The organism is Streptomyces sp. NPDC004542 (assembly GCF_040610035.1).
Lineage (GTDB): Bacteria > Actinomycetota > Actinomycetes > Streptomycetales > Streptomycetaceae > Streptomyces.
The window spans coordinates 1-18,170 of the sequence record NZ_JBEXLP010000032.1 but is presented as its reverse complement, the minus strand read 5'-3'; the positions used below and the strand labels follow the sequence as shown (position 1 = coordinate 18,170).

Sequence of the window (18,170 nt, the reverse complement as noted above, 5' to 3'; positions counted from 1 at the left end):
GCTTTCAACCGTAGGAGCGGGGCTTCAGCGCGTCCAAGACACAGTCTGCATGAGTTAATAACGTGAGCTTATAAAATGAGGGTGTGGAGCTGCGTCAGATCAGGTATTTCATCGCGCTGGCCGAGGAACGACACTTCGGGCGGGCGGCCGGCCGTCTGCACGTAGCACAGCCGGCCCTCTCCCAGCAGATCAAGCAGCTGGAAATGGATCTCGGAACCCCCCTGTTCAACCGCTCGACCCGGCATGTCGCCCTCACGGAGGCGGGACACCGGCTCCTCGAGTACGCCCGCACCCTCGTGGCGGAAGAGGAGCGCGCCCGCCGGCACATGACGGAGCTGGCCACCGGCCGCGCGGGGCGGGTCTCGATCGGCTTCATCGGCACCGCCACCTACGACCTCCTGCCGCAGGTCGCACGCACCGTCCGGGCCCGGCTCCCCGACGTCACCATGGACCTGCGCGGCGAACTTCTCACCCCCGACCTGCTGGCCGGCCTGCTCGCCGGCACCTACGACCTCGCCGTGCTGCGCGGGCCTGTGGACCACGAGGACATCAGCATCACCCCCCTGCGCTCGGAGTCCCTGGTAGCCGTACTACCCTCGCACCATCCCCTCGCGGCCCGGCGGCGGATCTCGCTCGAGGCGTTGGCCGACGAGCCGTTCGTCATCCATCCCTCGCGATCCTCCATACACGGCAGCGTTCTGGCCGCCTGCCGGCACGCCGGTTTCCAGCCCACGTCGCTGACCGAAGTCGGGGAGACGGCGACACTGGTCGTCTTCGTGGCAGCCGGACACGGTGTGGCACTCGTGCCCGCACCGGTACAGAGCCTGCAACTGGCCAGCGTCGTCTATGTTCCTCTCGCCAGGAAGGAGTCCGTCGATCTCGTCCTGGCGCGCCGCGTCCGATGCTCCACCCCCGCGACCGAGCAGGTTGCCGCACTGATCAAGACGAGCATCGACGACCTCGGCCACGACACGACACGGCCCTCTACGCTGACAGGATGACGAGCGGCATGAGGAGCGCTTTGGTGCGCTTCCACACCAACAGCCTCCCCGAGGCCGACCGCATCGCCCGGTGGGAGGAACACAACGCCGAGGCTTTGATCGGGCTGCGCTGCCGATCACTGCACGACACCGCGCTGGACGCCACGGAGATCAACCTCCAGCTTCCCCGAATGCACCTCGCGCGGGTCCTCGGCACCCCGCACGTCGTCGAGCGGCCTCAGTCGGAGATCCGTCGCGTTCCTTCGGACTCCGTGGCCTGCTATCTGACGCTTGTCGGCGATGCCTTCTTCTACCACGATGACGGCGTGCAACTGCTGCGCCCGGGCCAGATGTTGGTCTGTGACGCGGACCGGCCGTTCATGCGGGGCTTCTCCCACGGCCTGGAGGAACTGGCGGTCAAGATCCCTCACACGGTGTGGCGCGAGCTCGGCAGCCCCAGGTCCCTTTCGCAGCCGTTGGTCGTCGACGCCGGCGCTGCCCTGACGCAGACTTTCGCCCACCTGGTTGCCAGGGATCTGCGTCCGAATCCTGTCGTCGACGTAGACGAGGACATGCTGCTGGACATGCTCGTCTCCGCGGTGACCGGCCGCGTCCCTTCTCTGTCCGCCGTCCATCTGACCATGGCGAAGACCTACATCGAGGAGCACCTGACCGATACGGGGCTGTCCGCGGCTCGTGTCGCCCGCGGCGTCGGCATCAGTGAACGCCATCTGTCCCGGGTGTTCGCCTCGGGCGGCAGCAGCGTCCCGCGCTACCTGCTGCACCGACGCCTGGAGCGAGCCCACGCGTTGCTCAGCGCCGGGGCGGTGGGGACGGTGGCTGAGGTGGCCGCCCGGAGTGGGTTCGCATCCGCGGCCCACTTCTCCCACCGTTTCAAGGAGCGCTACGGACTGCGCGCCATCGATCTGCTGCGCGAGGCGCGCGCGCAGGCGTGACCGCGTGCCGGCCGGTGCGCCATCGCGGATCCCGCGGCAGCGCACCGGCCGGGTACTGCGTACGGTCAGCTGTCTTCGGGCGCCAGCACGATGTCGAAGCGGACCCGGGACCACGAGCGGTCTCCCAGGTCGCGGCCGTCTGGCGTGGGTATGCCCGCCGGTTGCGGCAGGAAGTCCTTGACCAGCGACTCCTTCACCCCGAACACGGCGTCCTGGTCCAGCAGTTCGTCCCCACGGACGAAGATGTGCGTCACCAGTGTCCGCTGCGCGGGTGCGCTCACCATGAAGTGCAGGTGCGATGCCCGCATGGGCGAACGGCCGACCGCAGCCAGCAGTGCGCCGACCGGTCCGTCGTGCGGAATGGGGTACGGCGTCGGGGTGAGCGCCCAGAACCGGTACCGGCCGTCGGCATCGCTGAACAGGTGCGCGCGGGCTGTCGTCCGGTCGTCGCCGTACTGTGTGTCGTAGAAGCCGTCCTCGTCGGCCTCCCACACCTCGATCCGCGCTCCGGCCACAGGCTTTCCGGTGACATCGGTGACGCTGCCCTCCACCCAGCACGGTTCGCCGGCGGCACCGAAGGAGAGGTCGCCGCCCTGAGTGATCTCGGGGCTGTTCTCCACGAAGAAGGGTCCGAAGACGGTGGCCTCGGTGGCATCGTCGTACGCCTCGTTGTTGACAGCGACCGTCTGCATGGAGGCACCGAGCACGTCCGAAAGCAGGATGAACTCCTGCCGGCGCTCGTCGGTGATGTGGCCGGCGCGAGTAAGGAAGTCGATCCCCCGCGCCCACTCCTCCTCAGTGAGGCGGACGTCCCGGACGAAGGCGTGCAGGTGGTGCGCCAACGACCGCATGATCTCGCGCAGGCGGGGATCAGCACAGCCGTCGAAGGACGCCAGCACCTGGCGGGTGACCTCGGCTTCCCTCTCCTGTTGCGTGGCCGGGACCGGCGTACCTGGCGAGGTGCTCTCGCTCATCGGGGGTCAGCTCCTTCCCAGGCGTTGCGGACGAGTTCGGTGATCGCCTCGAGCGTGACGGGTGCGGGGTTTCCGGCCGGCGCGGCGGCCACGACGGCCTCGGCCACTGCCCCCACCCCTTCCTGCGGCATGCCGAGATCGTGCAGGGAGCGCGGCACACCGAGTTCGTCTCGCAGCCAGGCCAGCCCCTCGACGGCGGTCCGGGATCCGAAGGCCGCGGCCAGGCGCCGTTCGGCCTCCTCTGCGAATGGCACGTTGAACGCCAGGACGTGAGGGAGAACCACGGCGTGCGTCTGGGCGTGGGGCAGGTTGAACATGCCACCCAGTACATGGCACATCTTGTGGTGCAGACCGGACCCCGCGGAGGCGAATGCCACGGCTGAGAGGTAGGCCCCGTACAGTGCCTGCTCACGGCCTTCCAGCGCGCCCGGGTCCTTCCCCACGAGAGGCAGTCCCGCCTGCAGCGCCCGTACCCCTTCCACGGCAAGAGCCTGGTTGATCGGATCGGTGCGCGGCGCCCACATCGAGTCCACACAGTGCGCGAGCGCATTGAGACCCGAGGCGACACTCAGCCCGGCGGGCAGGCTGAGCGTCAGCGCCGCGTCGTAGACGATCGCACGCGGCAGGACGCGTGCGTCGGTGCCGGTGGTCTTCACGGAGTCCTCGGTCAGACCCCACACGGCGGTGGCCTCCGAACCGGCATAGGTGGTGGGGACCGCGATGATCGGCAGCCCGGTGCTCAGCGCGACCGCCTTGGCCAGTCCCGTGGTCGACCCACCGCCGACACTGACCAGGATGTCGGCGTCCCAGGCGGCGGCCGCCGCCCGAGCCCGCTCAGCGACCTCGACGGGAACGTGCATGACGACGTCGTCGTGGTGGTGGACCACGGGCAGGCCGGCGGTCACGCGATCGGCGAGGTCCCACTCACCCGCTCCTGCGACGACCATCACCCGCCGCGCGCCGAGCGCGTCGATTTCCGCGGCCAGGCCCTCCCGGGCCGCGCCGGTGGCGAACCGCACCCGCTGCGGCAGCGTGTCGTGGACGAAACGCATGGGCTAGTCCCTCCCCAGGATCGAACGCAGTGCCGTGCGAAGCTGCCCCTCGGGATCGTCGGGCAGCTCCATGGCTCGCCACGCGATGTGCTTGTCGGGACGCACCAGCAGCACACCGCTCTCACCGATCTCGCGCAGCTTGGCCCAGTCGTAATAAAGGTCCGTCACTTCACGGCCCGGTCCGATGACGACGGTGGTGAGGGGGACACCCAGTTCCTCGCCGACCTTCTCGGCCGCCTGTTCCCACATCTCGCCGGCGATGCCGGTCAGCAGTGTCCAGCGGTGATAGGGCGCCAGGTCCATCAGCGCGTGCCGGTGTGCGCTGTCGCCGACCCAGGCGTGCGGCAGATGCGCGCCAGGGACGGTTGACATCTCGTAGTAGAGGTCGCTGTCGCGGGCGGGGGCGGGCAGTTCGCTGCCGTCGGGGACGACGGCCGTCGAGGTGTAGTGCTGGCCCAGCTCCACTCCGTGCGCGTTGAATTCGTAGTTCTTCAGTTCCATCGCCCGTACCAAGGCGGCTCGTTTGGCGGCTCCGGCGGGGGTGTTGGCTTTGCGCTCCTCGATCGCGGCCATCATCGCGGCCTCGTCGGCGGCATCGAGGACGCCCAGTGCGTCGAATATGCCGATGAACTCCCGGCTGGACTTGTTGGCGCGCGTGACGATGCGTTCGGCAACGGGCGCCCGTTCGGCACTGTAGGTGTCCAGCAGTGCGGGCTTCGCCTGTCCCTTGAGTACTGCCGCGATCTTCCAGACGAGGTTGTAGGAGTCCTGGACGGAGGTGTTGGACCCCAGGCCGTTGCTCGGGGGGTGCCGGTGGATCGCATCACCCGCGCAGAACACCCGCCCCTGCTGCAGCCGGGTCGCATACATTTCGTTGTTGCCCCACAGGCTTGTGCCGGTGATCTCCACCTCCAGGGTGGGCATGCCCAGGAGGCCGCGGACGATCTGTACAGCGGCGGCCTCGTCGACGACCGGAGGCTCTTCGGCTATGTCGTAGCCCCACACGATCAGCCACTCGTCCCACGGGCGCACCATGCGCACCAGCCCGGCCCCGATGCCGCCGACATTCGAGCCCGGCTGGACAACCCAGTACAGGACGGAGGGCCGGTGCGCGACGTAGCGGCTGATGTCGGCCCTGAAGGTGATGTTCATCGACCCGGCGATGTCCATCGCGCCTTCAAACGGCAGACCGAGGTCGGCGGCGACCTTGGAGCGGGCGCCGTCCGCGCCGATGAGGTACTTCGCCCGGATGTCGTATTCGTGGCCGGTGAGCCGGTCCAGCACCTGAACGGTGACTCCGTCGGCGTCCTGAGTGTGCGAGAGGTACTCGGTGGAGAACCGGGTCTGCGCACCGCGCTGCGCCGCATTGCGGACCAGGATCGGTTCGAGATAGGTCTGTGGGATGTCCACCGTCAAGCAGGGGGAGGCCAGACGGTAGTCCGCCTCCCGGTCCGGACGCGTGCCCCAGGTGTGAATACGGCCGATCTCCTCACCGGCGATGCTGGTGCAGAACACGGTGTCGCCGACGAGGGAGTGGTCCGTGGCGTCGGCCAGTACCTGCTCTTCGATGCCCAGGTCGCGGAAGACTTCCATCGAGCGCTGATTGGTGATGTGCGCGCGAGGGGTGTTGGCCGTCCATCGATACTTCGTGATCATGATGGTGTCGACGCCGAGCGTCGCCAGCATCAGAGCCGCGGAGGCGCCCGCGGGGCCGGAGCCGACAACCACCACGTCGGTTGTCACCGTCGCATCGGCCGGCAGTCCGGTTTCGGAGATTCCGTCGCTGAAGATGGGCATCGTAGTGCGCCTTTCATCGAACCGGCAGCGTTGCCGACTGCGTCAGTGTGAGACGCGCCCTGACAGGTACGGAACCGTTCGGCTGTGAGGTTGACGGAACCGCCAAGAGTTGGCGGATGCACGCAAGGTCCAGCAGGCCGTGACCGTCCGGCCACGTCGCGGATGTGCCGGTACTGCGGACGCTCGCCGTCCCAGCGGGGCGCGGTGTCGGGGCATCGGGGCATCGGGGCGCGCAGAGTCCGCCGTTCGTCGCCACGGGCTCCCTGCGACGCCGGGCCGGGTGTCGCCGCTCTTCCCGGCCGACCAGCCCGCGGGCTTGCTCCGGGAGCGTATTCCCCCCACACACACAGAGGTGGACGACGATGGACAGCAGGCAAGCACTTGTCGAGCGCAGCATCCCGTTCCTGCGGGAGATCAGGAATCGCACTGCCGGCAAGGAGCTGGAAACCTGGCTCAACACCACGTACGGACCCGACTCCGAGCTGTATGCGGACGTGTCGCGGCTGATCAAGCAGGGAGTGGAGGAGGGGTGGGCCGCCAACATCGAGGTCGACGGCCAGAACTACCGCCGCAGCATGATCGAACCGCCTTCGGCACGGACCGAGTACTTCAGCATCACCGCGGTGTACTTGAACAGCGTGCCCCGCTACCGCGGCCAGTTTCACCAGCACCCCTACGGTGAGCTCAACATGGTGGTGCCGATCGGCCCGGACGCCCAGCTCATGGGTCCGCACGGCTGGCAGGGCGCCGGCTGGACGGCACCTTCCCCCGGCAGCAAGCACTGTCCCGAAGTCCGCGGTGGTGCGCTGATCGCCCTGTTCTACCTGCCGGCGGGCCGCATCTCCTACGACGCCACGCCGCCGGCCGCCACCGGTCCGACGGCGTAGATCGGGCGTGTCATCAGTGCGGGCGGGAAGTACGAGCCGTGCTCGGTGACGAGATCCGCGGCAATGAAGGCATACGTCCTGCTGGAACGGCACGCTCCTGCCGGTCGGCCGGATCGCCGCCGACCATCCCTTCTCCTCCGGCAAGCACCAGAAGCACGGAATGAACGTGCGGGCATCTCCGGTCCATCCGGCTGTCCGCTGTGGGCATCGGCCGGGCCGGAGACCGGACCACTGCAGGCTCTGCTGAACCGGGCCGCCACCGCGAACGTCGAGGTCGGCCGCCGCCCGGCGTCGGTCCAAGACGAGTTGGCCGGCACCCGTCCCTTCACCTCACCCGCCCCGACCAACACCGTCGGCGGGTCATTCCCCCTCAACTGGTCATGCACAAGAAGGTCAGTCCCTTCGCACAGACTCCGTGGACGTACCGCTTGAATCTCGTCACCCCCTCAGGAGACACCATGAACAACCTCCGAGTACGACGGCTGCGCACGATCAGCATTCTCACCCTCATCGGGACGCTGAGCCTGACTGGCGTACCTGCAACGCAGGCGGCCGACGATGCGGGCGGCCGGCGGCTCGGGACGAGTACCGAGCACTCGAGCGGGACCAGACCCAAGCCCACGGTGGTGCTCGTCCACGGGGCCTGGGCGGACTCCTCCGGATGGGCAAAGGTCACCCGTGATCTGCAAGCCCAGGGCTACCAGGTCCTCGCGCCCCCGACACCGCTTCGTGGACTGCCTGAAGACTCGGATTACCTCTCGGCGTTCCTCCGGGACCGAACCACCGGCCCGGTTGTCCTGGTCGGCCACTCATACGGAGGAGCCGTCATCACGAATGCCGCCAAGTCGGACAAGGACGTAGAAGCCCTTGTCTACATCAATGCATTCGTTCCCGACGAAGGTGACAGTGTCCTTGGACTGCTCGACCCGAACCATCAACTCGACCCGGCGGATCTTTTCGAGTTCGTGCGGTACCCGGGCGCTCCGGAGGGCGACTACGACCTCTACCTGAAGCAAAGTGTCTTCCCAGACGCCATCGCGAACGGGATCCCGGCACGCGACGCGGCTGAAATGGCTGCGGCCCAGCGTCCCGTCACCCTGAGCGCGCTCACGGACGAGTCCGATGCGCCGGCCTGGAAGTCGGTACCGAGCTTCTACCTGCTTGGCACCCAAGATCACATCGTTCCCGTCACCCTGCAACGCGCGATGGCCGAGAACGCAGGAGCGAAGATCACCGAGGTCAAGGCAGGCCACCTCCCGATGATCACCAACCCGCACGTTGTCGAAAAGTTGATCACCGAGGCCGATCGGTCCACGCCGGCACGCTGAAAGAGGGTTGCGGGAAGCCGCGAACCGCTGTTCCGGCAACGTTGAGTGCTGAATGGGCCCTGCTTCGCGCTGCCGCCGCACGGCCGCTGCGTGCGTCCCGCGCCGAGAAGCCGGTGCGGCCTTCACCCTCCTGCTCCCAGGGGGAGCCCGACCAGCCGGAGGCTACCCGTGCTCGTCTGCCCGGATCGTGGGCCACAGTGCGGCCACGACCCGCTCCGCGTGATCGGCGGGTGTGCTCGCCCCGGTTTGCAGGTAGTCGCCGAAGTAGCTGCCGAAGCACAGGATGACCACGGTGTCGAGGTCGGCGTCGTCACGTACCGCGCCGGCGTCCTGCAGGTGCCGCAGGGTCTGCTTCAGCTCCTCGCAGCGCGGCCTGTTGCCGCGCTCGCGCATCTGCTCGAACAGTGCCGGCTCGCGCTCGGCCTCGCCCATGAAGTTGCCGTGCAGCCCCATCGCCCGCGCGTTGTGGTACCGGGGGTCCAGGCGCCGGACGGCCTCTGTGAACGCATCCAGCGGCGTCATCCCGTCCACGTCGAAAGACGGGTAGCTCTCGCGCTGCTTCTGCAGACCGTAGTGGAGCGCGTCCACCACCAACTCGTACTTGTTCGGCCAGCGCCGGTACAAGGTGGGGCGCGTCACACCGGCGTCCGCCACCACGTCGCCGATCGTCATCCGCGTGTACCCGTCGGTGGCCAGGCGCTTACGCGTGGCCTCAAGGATCGCCTCCTCGATCGCGGGGTCCCGCGGCCTGCCGCCGGGGCGGGGCGTGCGCTCCTGCTCGGGCGTGCCCGTCTCCGTCCCGGCCTTGCGTCGCGGTCGGCGTGCGCGGCCGACGACGCTCTGGTCCTTGCTGCTCACAGCGTGCTGTCCCTTCTTGTGGGCATCCACACTAGCCAGCTCGGAGCCACTCCAGAACAATTTAGTTCCAATAATTGACTGTAACGAATTAGGGCCTCCCCGGCGCCGGCGATCGGCAGAACACCCCCCAGCAGACGCACCCCTCATGACCGACGGCCTCAGCGCGTGGCCGACGAGGACGGCGCGATCTGTCTGGACGACCGTCCCGGCGACCTCGTGCGCCGTCACCCTGTCATGGGCCTTCAGCGCTTACGGCCCTGCCGATCAGCGCCTGAGGTGCTGGTGGCACGGGCCGGTGACAACGGGGGCTGCGCCCGGAGGCCAGTTACGTTACAGTCATCACCTGTAACTGTGGTGGAACAGGTCTCGGTCCACCGCTGATGACTCCTTCACCGGGGGAAAGCCATGGCAAGTAGCTATGAACACGGCCGATGGGGATTGCTGCTCATTGACCTCGTCAACGAGAACTTTTCGGAGGACGGCAAGGCCTATTCCATCTATGCACCGGAATACGAACGACTGGACACGATCGGCAACCTGAAGAAGCTCATCGCCGGTGTGCGGCGTCACAAAGACATCCCCGTCTTTTACTCGACGACTTCCTTCACTGACGAGGACTATTCGACCTGGAGGCATATCTCCGGGATTCACCAGCAGATGTTCGACAACCGGATGTTCGGGGCCGGCACCTGGAACACCGAGTTCCACGAGGAACTGGCTCCCCAGCCGGGCGAAGTGATCCTCGCGCCGCACAAGGGTCTCGATGTCCTCCACCACACCGACCTCGACTTCCAGCTCCGGCAGCGCGGAGTTGAATATCTGGCGATCGCCGGGGTCTCCGGGATCATGGCCGTGGAATCGACGGCCCGCACCGCCATGGAGCGCGGCTACCACGTCACGGCGTTCACCGACGCGATAGCCGCTCCCGGTGGCCTGGTCACGTACCAGGCGATGATGCGCGGCCTGAACATGGTCTCCCACAGCGTGGTCAGCGTGGACGACTTCCTGGCCTCGCTCGACGAGTCGGCGGCATAACACGTTCACCGCCGATCCGGTGGGGAGAGCAGCTGGGGCATGCGGCGGACACGAACGGGCTTGGCGGATGTTTATGGCCGGTTCTTGGCATCCGATCCCGGACTGATGCGGATGCTGTCCGCGCTCGGCACGGTCTGCGCGGTACTGCTGACGCTCGGTGTCATCGCGGCGCTGGACGCCCCGGTGCCGATCCTGGTGACGGGTGCTCTCACGGCGATGGTCAGCACGGCCGCGGTCACCGAACCCCGGCCGCGCGACCAAGCACTTACCCTCGCGACGGGGGTGCCGGTCGCCTGGGCCATCATGGCGGTTGGCAGCGCACTGGCGCCGTACCGGGTGATGGCGGACGTGGTGTTCGTGCTGCTGATCTTCGCCGCCATCTACATCCGGTGGCTGGGCTCGCGCGCGACCGCGCTGGGCATTTTCGCCTTCCAGCTCTTCTTCGTGACCCAGTTCGTCAAGACTCGCCTGGAGCAGTTGCCTCAGCTGTGCCTGGCCGTGCTGGTGGCCTTCGGCAGTTCGGCGTTGGTCCGGTTCGCCCTCCTGCGCTCGCCGCCGGAGCGGACGCTGGCGCGGCTGCAGCGAGCCTTCGGACTGCGTCTGGTGCTGGTGCTCGACGCGCTGATCGATGTGGCCGAGGGCGGACCAGAGGCGCCGCGCGCCGAGCGGGCGGTCCACGCCGTACGCCGGCATGCGGCCCGCCTGCACGCGGGCGCATTGATGATCCAGAGCCAGCTGGGAACCGGCACGCCCGACAAGCGCACGGCCATCGCCATCCAGTGCCGTGTGGCGGAAGCCGAGACGGCCGCGGAGCGGTTGGCCGTCCTCGTACTGCGGGTCCTTTGGCCCGGCGCCGGCGTCGACACCCTGTCCCGGCACCTGATGAAGGTCCCATCTGCCGGATCCCCCCTCGACGCCCGCGACGCGGCGGCGTTGCCCGTGCTGATCTCGGAGCTGCGGGCGCTGCGCGTGGCGATCGGTTCGGGTCCGTTGCGGCCGGCGGGCGCTGGTCCCACCGAGGTCCGAGGTCGGCTGCTCGGCTACCGCAGGGACGAGCATCTGCCCTCCGCGTCTCCGGAGATGCAGGACGTCTTCCGCTCTACCGGGGACTTCGCTCGCGCCCTGTTCTGCCTGCGTCTGGCCGGCGACGGGGAAAGCCGGGCGGTCCAGGACACCCCCGAGGCGGCACGCACGCTTGAGGGGCTGAAGGCGGAGGGCCCTGCCCCGGCGAAGGATGCCCTGCCGAGGCAGCAGGGCCCCCGCCTCCGCCCCACCACGCGGACCGCGCTCCAGGTCGCGACCGGATCGGCGCTGGCCATCGTCGGCGGTGAACTGCTGTCGCCGCAGCGCTGGTACTGGGCAGTCTTCACCTGCTGGGTGGTGTTCATCAGCACCGCCTCCACCGGCGAGATCCTGGTCAGGGGATACCGACGCCTGATCGGCACGGTGGTGGGTGTCGTCGCCGGGCTCGCCCTCGCCACCCTGATAGGCGACGCCTCCTGGCCGGCCTTCGCCTTGGCGGTCCTCGGCGTGTTCGGGATGTACTACACGATCGCGGTCTCCTACACGCTGATGTCCTTCTTCGTCACCACGATGATCGGCATGCTGTACACGCTGCTCCATACCCTCACCCCGAGCGTGCTGGTGGTGCGGATCGAGGAGACCGCGCTGGGGATCGCGTGCGGGCTGACGGCCGCTCTGTTCGTGCTGCCGGTGCATACCCGGGATCGCACGGACCAGTTGCTGCGCGACGTGCTGGAGCGGCTGCGCGCGGTGCTCTCCCAATCGCTGGCCCATGTGGGCGGCGCGTCGGGCGGGGACCTGCTTGGTCCGGCCCGCGCGCTGGATTCGGCCCTGCACAGCCTGCGCCTGTCGGTGCAGCCGTTGCTCACTCCGATCAGTCCGTTGCGGTCCCGGCGGCGCGCCGCGCTTCGTGTGCTGGGGCTACTGGAGACGGCCGCCTTCCACACGCAGCCTGGCTGCCACCGTCGAACTGGTTCCATCCGGCCTCCACATCGGCGCCGATCCGCGCCTCCTGGACGAGGCCCGCAGGATCGACCGCAACCTCGCAGTCCTGATCAGCCAGGTAACCGTCCGAGGCGAGGGCGACATCACGCTGGTGCGCGGTACCGGGATGCCCACCCCTGTCGAAGTGAGCGAACCTGGCGCGCTTGCCGAGGACGTCAACGCGGCACGACGAGTCCTGCGGCACCTCCAACGGGTGGACGAGAGCATCACGGGCCTGGCCCGGACGCTTCACCTGACTTAACGACTCAGGACGCCAGGGATGCGCGGTGGACGACCAGTGACCGATCCGTGAACCGGGCCTGCCGGGGATCATAGGTGCTTGCTCAAGAATGTTCGGATGAGGGGGACAACCTCCTCCAGAGCGCTCTCGAGCAGGAAGTGACCGCCAGCCACCAGGTGGACCTCCGCGTCCGGCAGGTCGGTGGTGAAGGCCAGTGCCCCGGCAGGTCCGAAGATCGGGTCGCCCTTGCCCCAGATGGCGAGCAGTGGAACCTGCCGCTCGCGGAAGTAGCGCTGCACCTTCGGGTACAACGCCAGGTTGGTGGCATAGTCCAGGAACAGCGCAAGCTGCACCCTGTCGTTGTCGGGGCGCGACAACAGATCGTGGTCATGGGTCCAGGTGACCGGGTCGACCAAGGTCTCGTCGGTGACTCCGGTGAGGTAGCGCCAGCGGGTCAGCTCCAAGGTGAGCGCCTGACGAACGCCGGCCTCGGTGCGGGGGGTTTGCTCGCGCCAGTAGTCGCGCACCGCGGTGAAGAACTCCGGCTTTAACCCTTCGTCGTATGCGTTGCCGTTCTGGGTGATGATCGCCGAGACTGCGGCTGGAGTCTTCAGGATGAGCCTCCACCCGATGGGTGCCCCGTGGTCGTGGACGAACAGGCAGTACCGCTCGATGCCGAGCTGAGCGAGAAGGTTTCCGGTGATACCGGCAAGCGAGTCGAATGAATACGTGAACTCGTCAGCCGGCGGCGCGTCCGAAAGTCCGAAACCGAGGTGATCGGGTGCCACGAGATGCCAGCGGTCGGCCAGCCGTGGGAGAAGGTGTCGGAACATCAGAGAGCTGGCAGGGAAGCCGTGCAGGAGCACCAGGGTGGGCCTGTCTCTCGGGCCGGCTTCCCGGTAGAAGACCTGGTGACCGTCGACCACGGCGTACCGGTGATGAATCGTGACCATGTTCTCTGCCGCCTTTGCCCGGTGTTTCGGTTCCTTGGGAGCGATCACTGAGCTTCATCAGCCGGGTCTCGGAAGGGTGACGTCACCGTTCCCGTTGAAGTAGCGCGGACCAGGGCGTTCAGGTGTCCTCGGTGCCCTGCGTCTGCTTTCCGTGTCACCCGGTTGGCGGCCAGACCGAAGAAGCTCACCGAAACGTACGGGCCCGCTGTGAACGACTTGTGGAGTCGCGACGAGGCGTGGCGTGGCGTCCGTCCGGTGTCAGCCTTTGAGGATCGCGGCCGAGACCTGGTCCACGAGCCACCGGCTTGCGCGGTCGACGCCCCACCCGAAGGTCTCCGCGGCGAGGACGAGCTGGGGATTGCGGAAGTGGAAGAAGATGATCTTCGAAGCGTCCTGGACGGAGAGTCCCTCGGCCAGGCCGCCGTTGTCTGCGATGCCCTTGACGATCGTTTCCAGCGCCTCTATGTGACGTCGGTCGGCGATGTCGAGGAACTCTTGGGCTGCCGGGAAGACGGGTGCTGCACGCTCGAGTATGCGCATGATGTCGCCGGCCTCGGCGGCATGCCTGACGTAGCTCTCGGCCAGGACCTCCAGCTTGGTACGGCCTGTGGGCGCGGCTGCCGAGTCGGTGATGATCTGTCCCACTGCCGGGCTCGTCGTCCACATCTCCATCAAGGTGCGGAGAAGCCCTTCCTTCCCCCCGCACCGGGCGTAGACGGTGGCAGGGGAAACCCGCGCCTCGCGTGCGATCTTCTCGACGGTGATCTGTGCATAGCCGGGCGTGCCGAACAGCTTCCGCGCGGCCTTGACGACTTCTTGCCGAGTCATCCTGGCGTACTCCTCACGACGGCTCGGCGTCTGCCCTGGCAACGTGTCACTCCTCGTCTCGTGGGTGGCGGCCTGTGTCGCTTTACCGTGGGATCCAGCACCTGGCCGAGGTCCGCGAAGTCCTGGGTGGCGACCCCGGTCAGTGAGCTTCTTCAGTCGGGTCTCGGACGGGTGGCGTCACCTTTCACGTCGAAGTAGTCCGGACCAGGGCCTTCCGGTGTCCTCGGCGCCCTGCGCCGGCTCTCCGTGCGCGGTGCCGGCTCTCCACGCGCAGGGTTTCCGTCGCGCTGGGCTGCTCGGAGGAGCCCGTCCAATCCCTCGAGCTCGGCGGTCGGGTCACCTGCCGCGTGCGCACGCTGAATCTGTGCATGCGCCGGACGACCGGCGGCAGCGTCGGTGTCGCTCTGTCTGAGCGTCGCGCAGAGGTCCCGTCCGTTCGTCACCGCGCCTCGTCGAGTTGGTAATGGAGACTGGCTAGAGTGGTACTCCAGCATCTAGAGTGTGTCTGCACTCACGCTAGCGCAACTCCTAGCTGCGCAGGAGCGAGCGGTGGGGCCGGGGTGGAACCATCGAGGAGGTCGGACCATGACATCAACGCTTGTCGTTCCAGGAAGTCCAGGAAGCACCGACCCGATGGGGGATCTGACACGCAAGGGCCCTCTGCGCCTGCAAGTGCTTGGTCCGTTGAGGCTGTGGCGGGGCGAGTGTGAGTTGGAGGCGGGACCGCCCCAACAGGCCTACATGTTGGCATTGCTCCTCGCCCGGGGAGGCCAACCGACCGGCATCAGCGATCTGATCGACCTGATCTGGGGTGAGGATGCGCCCGTCAGCGCCCTCAACGTGATCCACAAGTACGTCGGCTCGATACGACGCCTGTTGGAGCCCGACCTGCCCCCACGGACAGCGGGCGCCTACCTGCTGAGGCGGGGCAATGGCTACTTGTGCACAGCTGGAGAGGGCCTTCTCGACCTCACGAGGTTCCGGCAGCAATCCGACGCAGCCCGAAAAGCGCGGGCGGAGGAGCACGATGCCACTGCGCTGGCGCAGTACCTCGACGCCCTCCGGCTGTGGAACGGCCCGGCCGGCGACGGGTGGACACACGGACCGGTAGCCGCACCGATCTTCGCGGGGCTCAACAACGAGTACTTCCAGGCCTGCATGGAGGCGGCCGACGTCGCGCTGGCACTGGGGCAGCCCGCGCGAGTACTTCCGGCCTTGCACCTGGCTGCCAAGATGGCCCCGCTGCACGAATCAGTGCTGGCCAGTCTCATCACCGTGCTGGGCGACGCAGGTCGCCAGGCGGAAGCCCTGGGTGTCTTCGACGCCGTGCGCGGACGCCTCGCAGACGACCTCGGCATAGACCCCGGGCAGGCCCTCAAAGCCGCGCACCAGCGGGTACTCACCCAGACCCACACACCCCGGACCCCTTCGGCCCCGGCCCAAGACACCACGGCGCGGCCTGCTGAGCCCGTGACCGCAGCGCCCGCGGAGCTCTCGGCACTGTCGCCCTCCCTGGTCTCGCCGGGCGCACTCGACCGGCTGGTCGGCCGGGCGGACGAGCTCTCAGCGCTGCAACGCGCTGTCGAACCGGCCCTGGGAACAGGAAACGGCACGGCAGTGGTCCTGTTGGAGGGCGAACCCGGCGTCGGGAAAAGTCGGCTCATGGAAGAGATCGCCTGTCATGCCGAGGACCGTGGCGCTCTCGTGGTCTGGGGGCACTGCCTCGAGGGTGAGGGCAGACCGACGATGTGGCCTTGGGTCGAGATAGTTTCCAGGCTGTTTGAAACCGTACCGGCGTCACTGCGGGCGCAGTGGACAGCTCGCGATCTCGGTCATCTCGTCGACTCTCGCACGGAGAAGCCGAAGGCTCCGCCGATCCCCGACAGCAACGCCCGGTTCCGGCTGCTGGAACAGGTCGTCGACCTGATCACCGAGGCGGCCGGCGAACAGTCGGTCGTATTGATGCTTGACGACCTCCAATGGGCGGACACGAGTTCGCTCCAGCTGCTGGATCATGTCGTCTCCCGCCTTCCCGCTGGTACGGCCGTCGTCGCCGCGTTTCGTAACCTCAGCCCTTCGCCCTGCCTGGAACTGGTTCGGACACTCGCAGCCGCCAGTCGCGCAACAGGCCACCGGCGACTCTTGGTAGGCCCCCTGAGCGTTACCGAGGTGGCCGAGCTCATCCAACTGGAAACCGGAATCCGCCTCGCCCCGGACGTAGCTCGAACAGTCCGGAGCCGCACAGCCGGCAACCCGTTCTATGTTCAGGAGCTGGGACGACTGTGGGCCGCCGAGGGCGAGGTCACCATGAAAACGGTGCTGTGCAGCACCGTGCCGGTAACGGTGCGTGATGTCGTACGCGACCGTCTCGCCGTGCTCGACCAGGGCACCCGAGAGCTGCTTGACATCGCGGCACTAGTCGGCCGGAGCATCGAACTTGTCTTGCTGGCCCGGGCGGCTTCCCTTGGGGTGAGTTCATGCCTCGAGCGCCTGGAACCTGCCCGCAATCTTGGTCTGGTCGGCCCTACACCAGGCGACCCCTTCTCCTACCGCTTCACCCACGACCTGGTGCGGCAAGCAGTCTCAGAGACAATCCCGCCCGGTCGTGCCGCGACCCTCCATGGCTCCATAGCGGACGCCATCGAGGAGGTCGGCCTGAGCGACGAGTCTGTCGCCGAACGGCTGGCGCACCACCTGTGGAGCGCGGGTCCCTTGGCGGACCCGGCGCGTATCGTTGCGTCACTGGTCCGCGCCGGCGCTCAAGCCAAGGCGAAGACGGCGTTGGGCGCGGCCGAGCGCCACCTGGCATCCGCCGTGGAGCTGACACGCAAAGCAGCACTTCCCGAGTTGGAGCTCAGGGCTCTCTCGCAGCTGATCGCAGTCGTGGGGATGCGGTCGATGTACGGCTCGGCTTCTGTCAGCCTGCTGGAGCGCGCGGAACAGGTCGCGCACCGTCTCGGGCACGAGCGTGAGGCGGCGGGGTTTCTCTTCTCCCGCTGGACAGCACACGGCCAGGCTCTCGACCTGGACCGCAGCACTCCCCTGGCCCGCCGGCTCGAGGAGTTGGGCAGAACGGCCGAAGACCCGGTTGTCAGGACTTACGGCAGGGCGGCGGCGGGTATCCACGAGTGGTGCGTGGGAAACATAGGCGCATCCTTCGAGCGCCTGAGCGCGCTGGACACCGACACCTTCTCCAGCCAAGACGACGAGTACGATCCCGTACGGAGCGGCGTACAGCTGATGACCGCGGGAATGTTCGCGGAGATCACAGGCCACCACGGGCAGACGGCCCGAGCGCGGGCCATGTTCGACGCCCTCACGAGAGTGGCGGGGGATGATCCGTACGCCGTCATCACCGCCGCCTCTTTCGAAGCCCGCACCGCCTCGGTGACCGGCGACCCCCAGTGGGCTCTGCGTGCGGCCGAGCGGGGAATCGCCGCCGACCCGCACTTCTCCTTCGTCTCCCTGGGCACCTACCTCCGCCTGGCCCAGTACTGGGCGCTGGCGACTACAGGGCAGGGTCCCGCAGACGCCGCGGACGCAGCAGAACGCCTCATTCGTACACACCTGGCGAACCCCGTCCGCACGTGCGTCTCGACCTGGTACGCCCTCCTGGGGGAAATGCACATCGCCGCAGGCTCACCGGACAAGGCCGGGGCAGCACTCGACCGCGCCGACGAGTACCTTGAACGTTACGGACAGCGGCCCACGGAGGCTTTGATCATCCTTGTCCGCGCACAACTGCACTTCGCCGACGGCGATACCCGGGGCGCCGCAAGCTTGGCGGACCGGGCCCGCACCGTGGCACTGCGGCAAGGTGCGCATCTCTTCGCGCAACGAGCCGACCGCCTGCTCGCCCGGACCGGCGCACCGGTACCGAACAGCAAGCCCTGAGCTTGGCGTGTACTGACTTCGGCTCGTCAAGGTGACGTGGCTTCGTCGAGGGTCAGGCCGGTGCCGGCCATGGAGCCGTCGAGAGTGCCGGGCGCCATCCGACTCTGCTGTCATACCCCCCTACCGCGCAGGGCTTGATCAAGTTCCGTTGAGGTCGGGCTTGTAGGTGATGCCCAGGATGGGGAGGGCCCGTTCGGGTTGGTCGCGGATGGCGCGGGTGGTCTTCGCGATGTTGGTCGCTCCGAGGGCTTTGAGGGCTCCGATCGCGAGGTTGCGGAGGGTGGCCATGACACGGGGTGCGTTGCCGGCGTGGACTGTGGAGGCGTCTTCGGCGAAGGTACGGTCGCGGATGTGGTGCTGGGCTTCCACGGTCCAGTGTC

General features: G+C 67.7%; 13 protein-coding genes and 2 pseudogenes. 8 read left to right on the top strand and 7 right to left on the bottom strand.

All coding sequences use genetic code 11. The features are described 5' to 3' along the window. Positions 1-83 precede the first annotated feature (83 nt). Both ABZX30_RS19185 and ABZX30_RS19180 read left to right on the top strand, forming a co-directional pair. Complete coding sequence (locus tag ABZX30_RS19185; RefSeq protein ID WP_355934895.1) at positions 84-1,001, top strand: LysR substrate-binding domain-containing protein; 918 nt, start codon at positions 84-86, stop codon at positions 999-1,001. After that, on the top strand, positions 998-1,936 hold the full coding sequence (locus ABZX30_RS19180; RefSeq protein WP_355934893.1) for a helix-turn-helix domain-containing protein: 939 nt from the start codon (positions 998-1,000) through the stop codon (positions 1,934-1,936). Before ABZX30_RS19185 ends, ABZX30_RS19180 begins: the two co-directional genes overlap by 4 nt. Before the next feature lie 65 nt (positions 1,937-2,001). On the opposite strand, the gene ABZX30_RS19175 is transcribed toward ABZX30_RS19180, so the two are convergent. The 3 genes from ABZX30_RS19175 to ABZX30_RS19165 are packed head-to-tail and all read right to left on the bottom strand — an operon-like array spanning position 2,002 to position 5,759. Beyond that, positions 2,002-2,910 (bottom strand): dioxygenase, encoded by a 909-nt coding sequence (locus ABZX30_RS19175; RefSeq protein WP_355934891.1) that lies wholly within the window; start codon positions 2,908-2,910, stop codon positions 2,002-2,004. Beyond that, positions 2,907-3,962 carry a maleylacetate reductase gene (locus tag ABZX30_RS19170; protein ID WP_355934889.1) on the bottom strand — a complete coding sequence of 352 codons (1,056 nt, stop codon included), beginning with the start codon at positions 3,960-3,962 and terminating at the stop codon, positions 2,907-2,909. The genes ABZX30_RS19175 and ABZX30_RS19170 overlap by 4 nt, the downstream gene beginning before the upstream one ends. A 3-nt stretch (positions 3,963-3,965) precedes the next feature. Continuing rightward, the gene (locus ABZX30_RS19165) at positions 3,966-5,759 is read right to left on the bottom strand and encodes an FAD-dependent monooxygenase (RefSeq protein WP_355934888.1); all 1,794 of its coding nucleotides are present in this window, start codon (positions 5,757-5,759) and stop codon (positions 3,966-3,968) included. A gap of 362 nt (positions 5,760-6,121) precedes the next feature. On the opposite strand from ABZX30_RS19165, the gene ABZX30_RS19160 reads away from it, so the two are divergent. From ABZX30_RS19160 to ABZX30_RS19150, 3 genes and pseudogenes are all read left to right on the top strand, one after another. Beyond that, positions 6,122-6,646 (top strand): DUF4863 family protein, encoded by a 525-nt coding sequence (locus ABZX30_RS19160; protein WP_355934887.1) that lies wholly within the window; start codon positions 6,122-6,124, stop codon positions 6,644-6,646. Positions 6,647-6,697: 51 nt separating this feature from the next. Continuing rightward, positions 6,698-6,856, top strand: a pseudogene (locus ABZX30_RS19155) (IS5/IS1182 family transposase); the annotation flags it as partial. A 248-nt stretch (positions 6,857-7,104) separates the two neighbouring features. Beyond that, positions 7,105-7,974 (top strand): alpha/beta hydrolase, encoded by an 870-nt coding sequence (locus ABZX30_RS19150; protein ID WP_355934886.1) that lies wholly within the window; start codon positions 7,105-7,107, stop codon positions 7,972-7,974. 162 nt (positions 7,975-8,136) lie between these two features. On the opposite strand, the gene ABZX30_RS19145 is transcribed toward ABZX30_RS19150, so the two are convergent. Next, a complete protein-coding gene (locus ABZX30_RS19145) occupies positions 8,137-8,832 on the bottom strand; it encodes a TetR/AcrR family transcriptional regulator (RefSeq protein WP_355934885.1) in 696 nt (231 codons plus the stop codon). Between the two features lie 405 nt (positions 8,833-9,237). Between ABZX30_RS19145 and ABZX30_RS19140 the strand changes: the two genes are divergently transcribed. Continuing rightward, a complete protein-coding gene (locus ABZX30_RS19140) occupies positions 9,238-9,867 on the top strand; it encodes an isochorismatase family cysteine hydrolase (RefSeq protein WP_355934883.1) in 630 nt (209 codons plus the stop codon). Positions 9,868-9,951: 84 nt separating this feature from the next. Then, complete coding sequence (locus ABZX30_RS19135; protein WP_355934881.1) at positions 9,952-12,210, top strand: FUSC family protein; 2,259 nt, start codon at positions 9,952-9,954, stop codon at positions 12,208-12,210. Here the strand turns inward: ABZX30_RS19135 and ABZX30_RS19130 are convergent. Together ABZX30_RS19130 and ABZX30_RS19125 are read right to left on the bottom strand one after the other, a co-directional pair. After that, on the bottom strand, positions 12,205-13,068 hold the full coding sequence (locus ABZX30_RS19130) for an alpha/beta hydrolase (protein ID WP_355934974.1): 864 nt from the start codon (positions 13,066-13,068) through the stop codon (positions 12,205-12,207). The genes ABZX30_RS19135 and ABZX30_RS19130 overlap by 6 nt on opposite strands. Before the next feature lie 258 nt (positions 13,069-13,326). Further along, entirely contained in the window at positions 13,327-13,896 is a 570-nt protein-coding gene (locus tag ABZX30_RS19125) for a TetR/AcrR family transcriptional regulator (RefSeq protein WP_355934879.1), read from the bottom strand. Positions 13,897-14,637: 741 nt separating this feature from the next. Between ABZX30_RS19125 and ABZX30_RS19120 the strand changes: the two genes are divergently transcribed. Further along, entirely contained in the window at positions 14,638-17,790 is a 3,153-nt protein-coding gene (locus ABZX30_RS19120) for a BTAD domain-containing putative transcriptional regulator (protein WP_355934877.1), read from the top strand. 138 nt (positions 17,791-17,928) lie between these two features. Here the strand turns inward: ABZX30_RS19120 and ABZX30_RS19115 are convergent. Continuing rightward, positions 17,929-18,170: pseudogene (locus ABZX30_RS19115) on the bottom strand (ISAs1 family transposase); the annotation flags it as partial.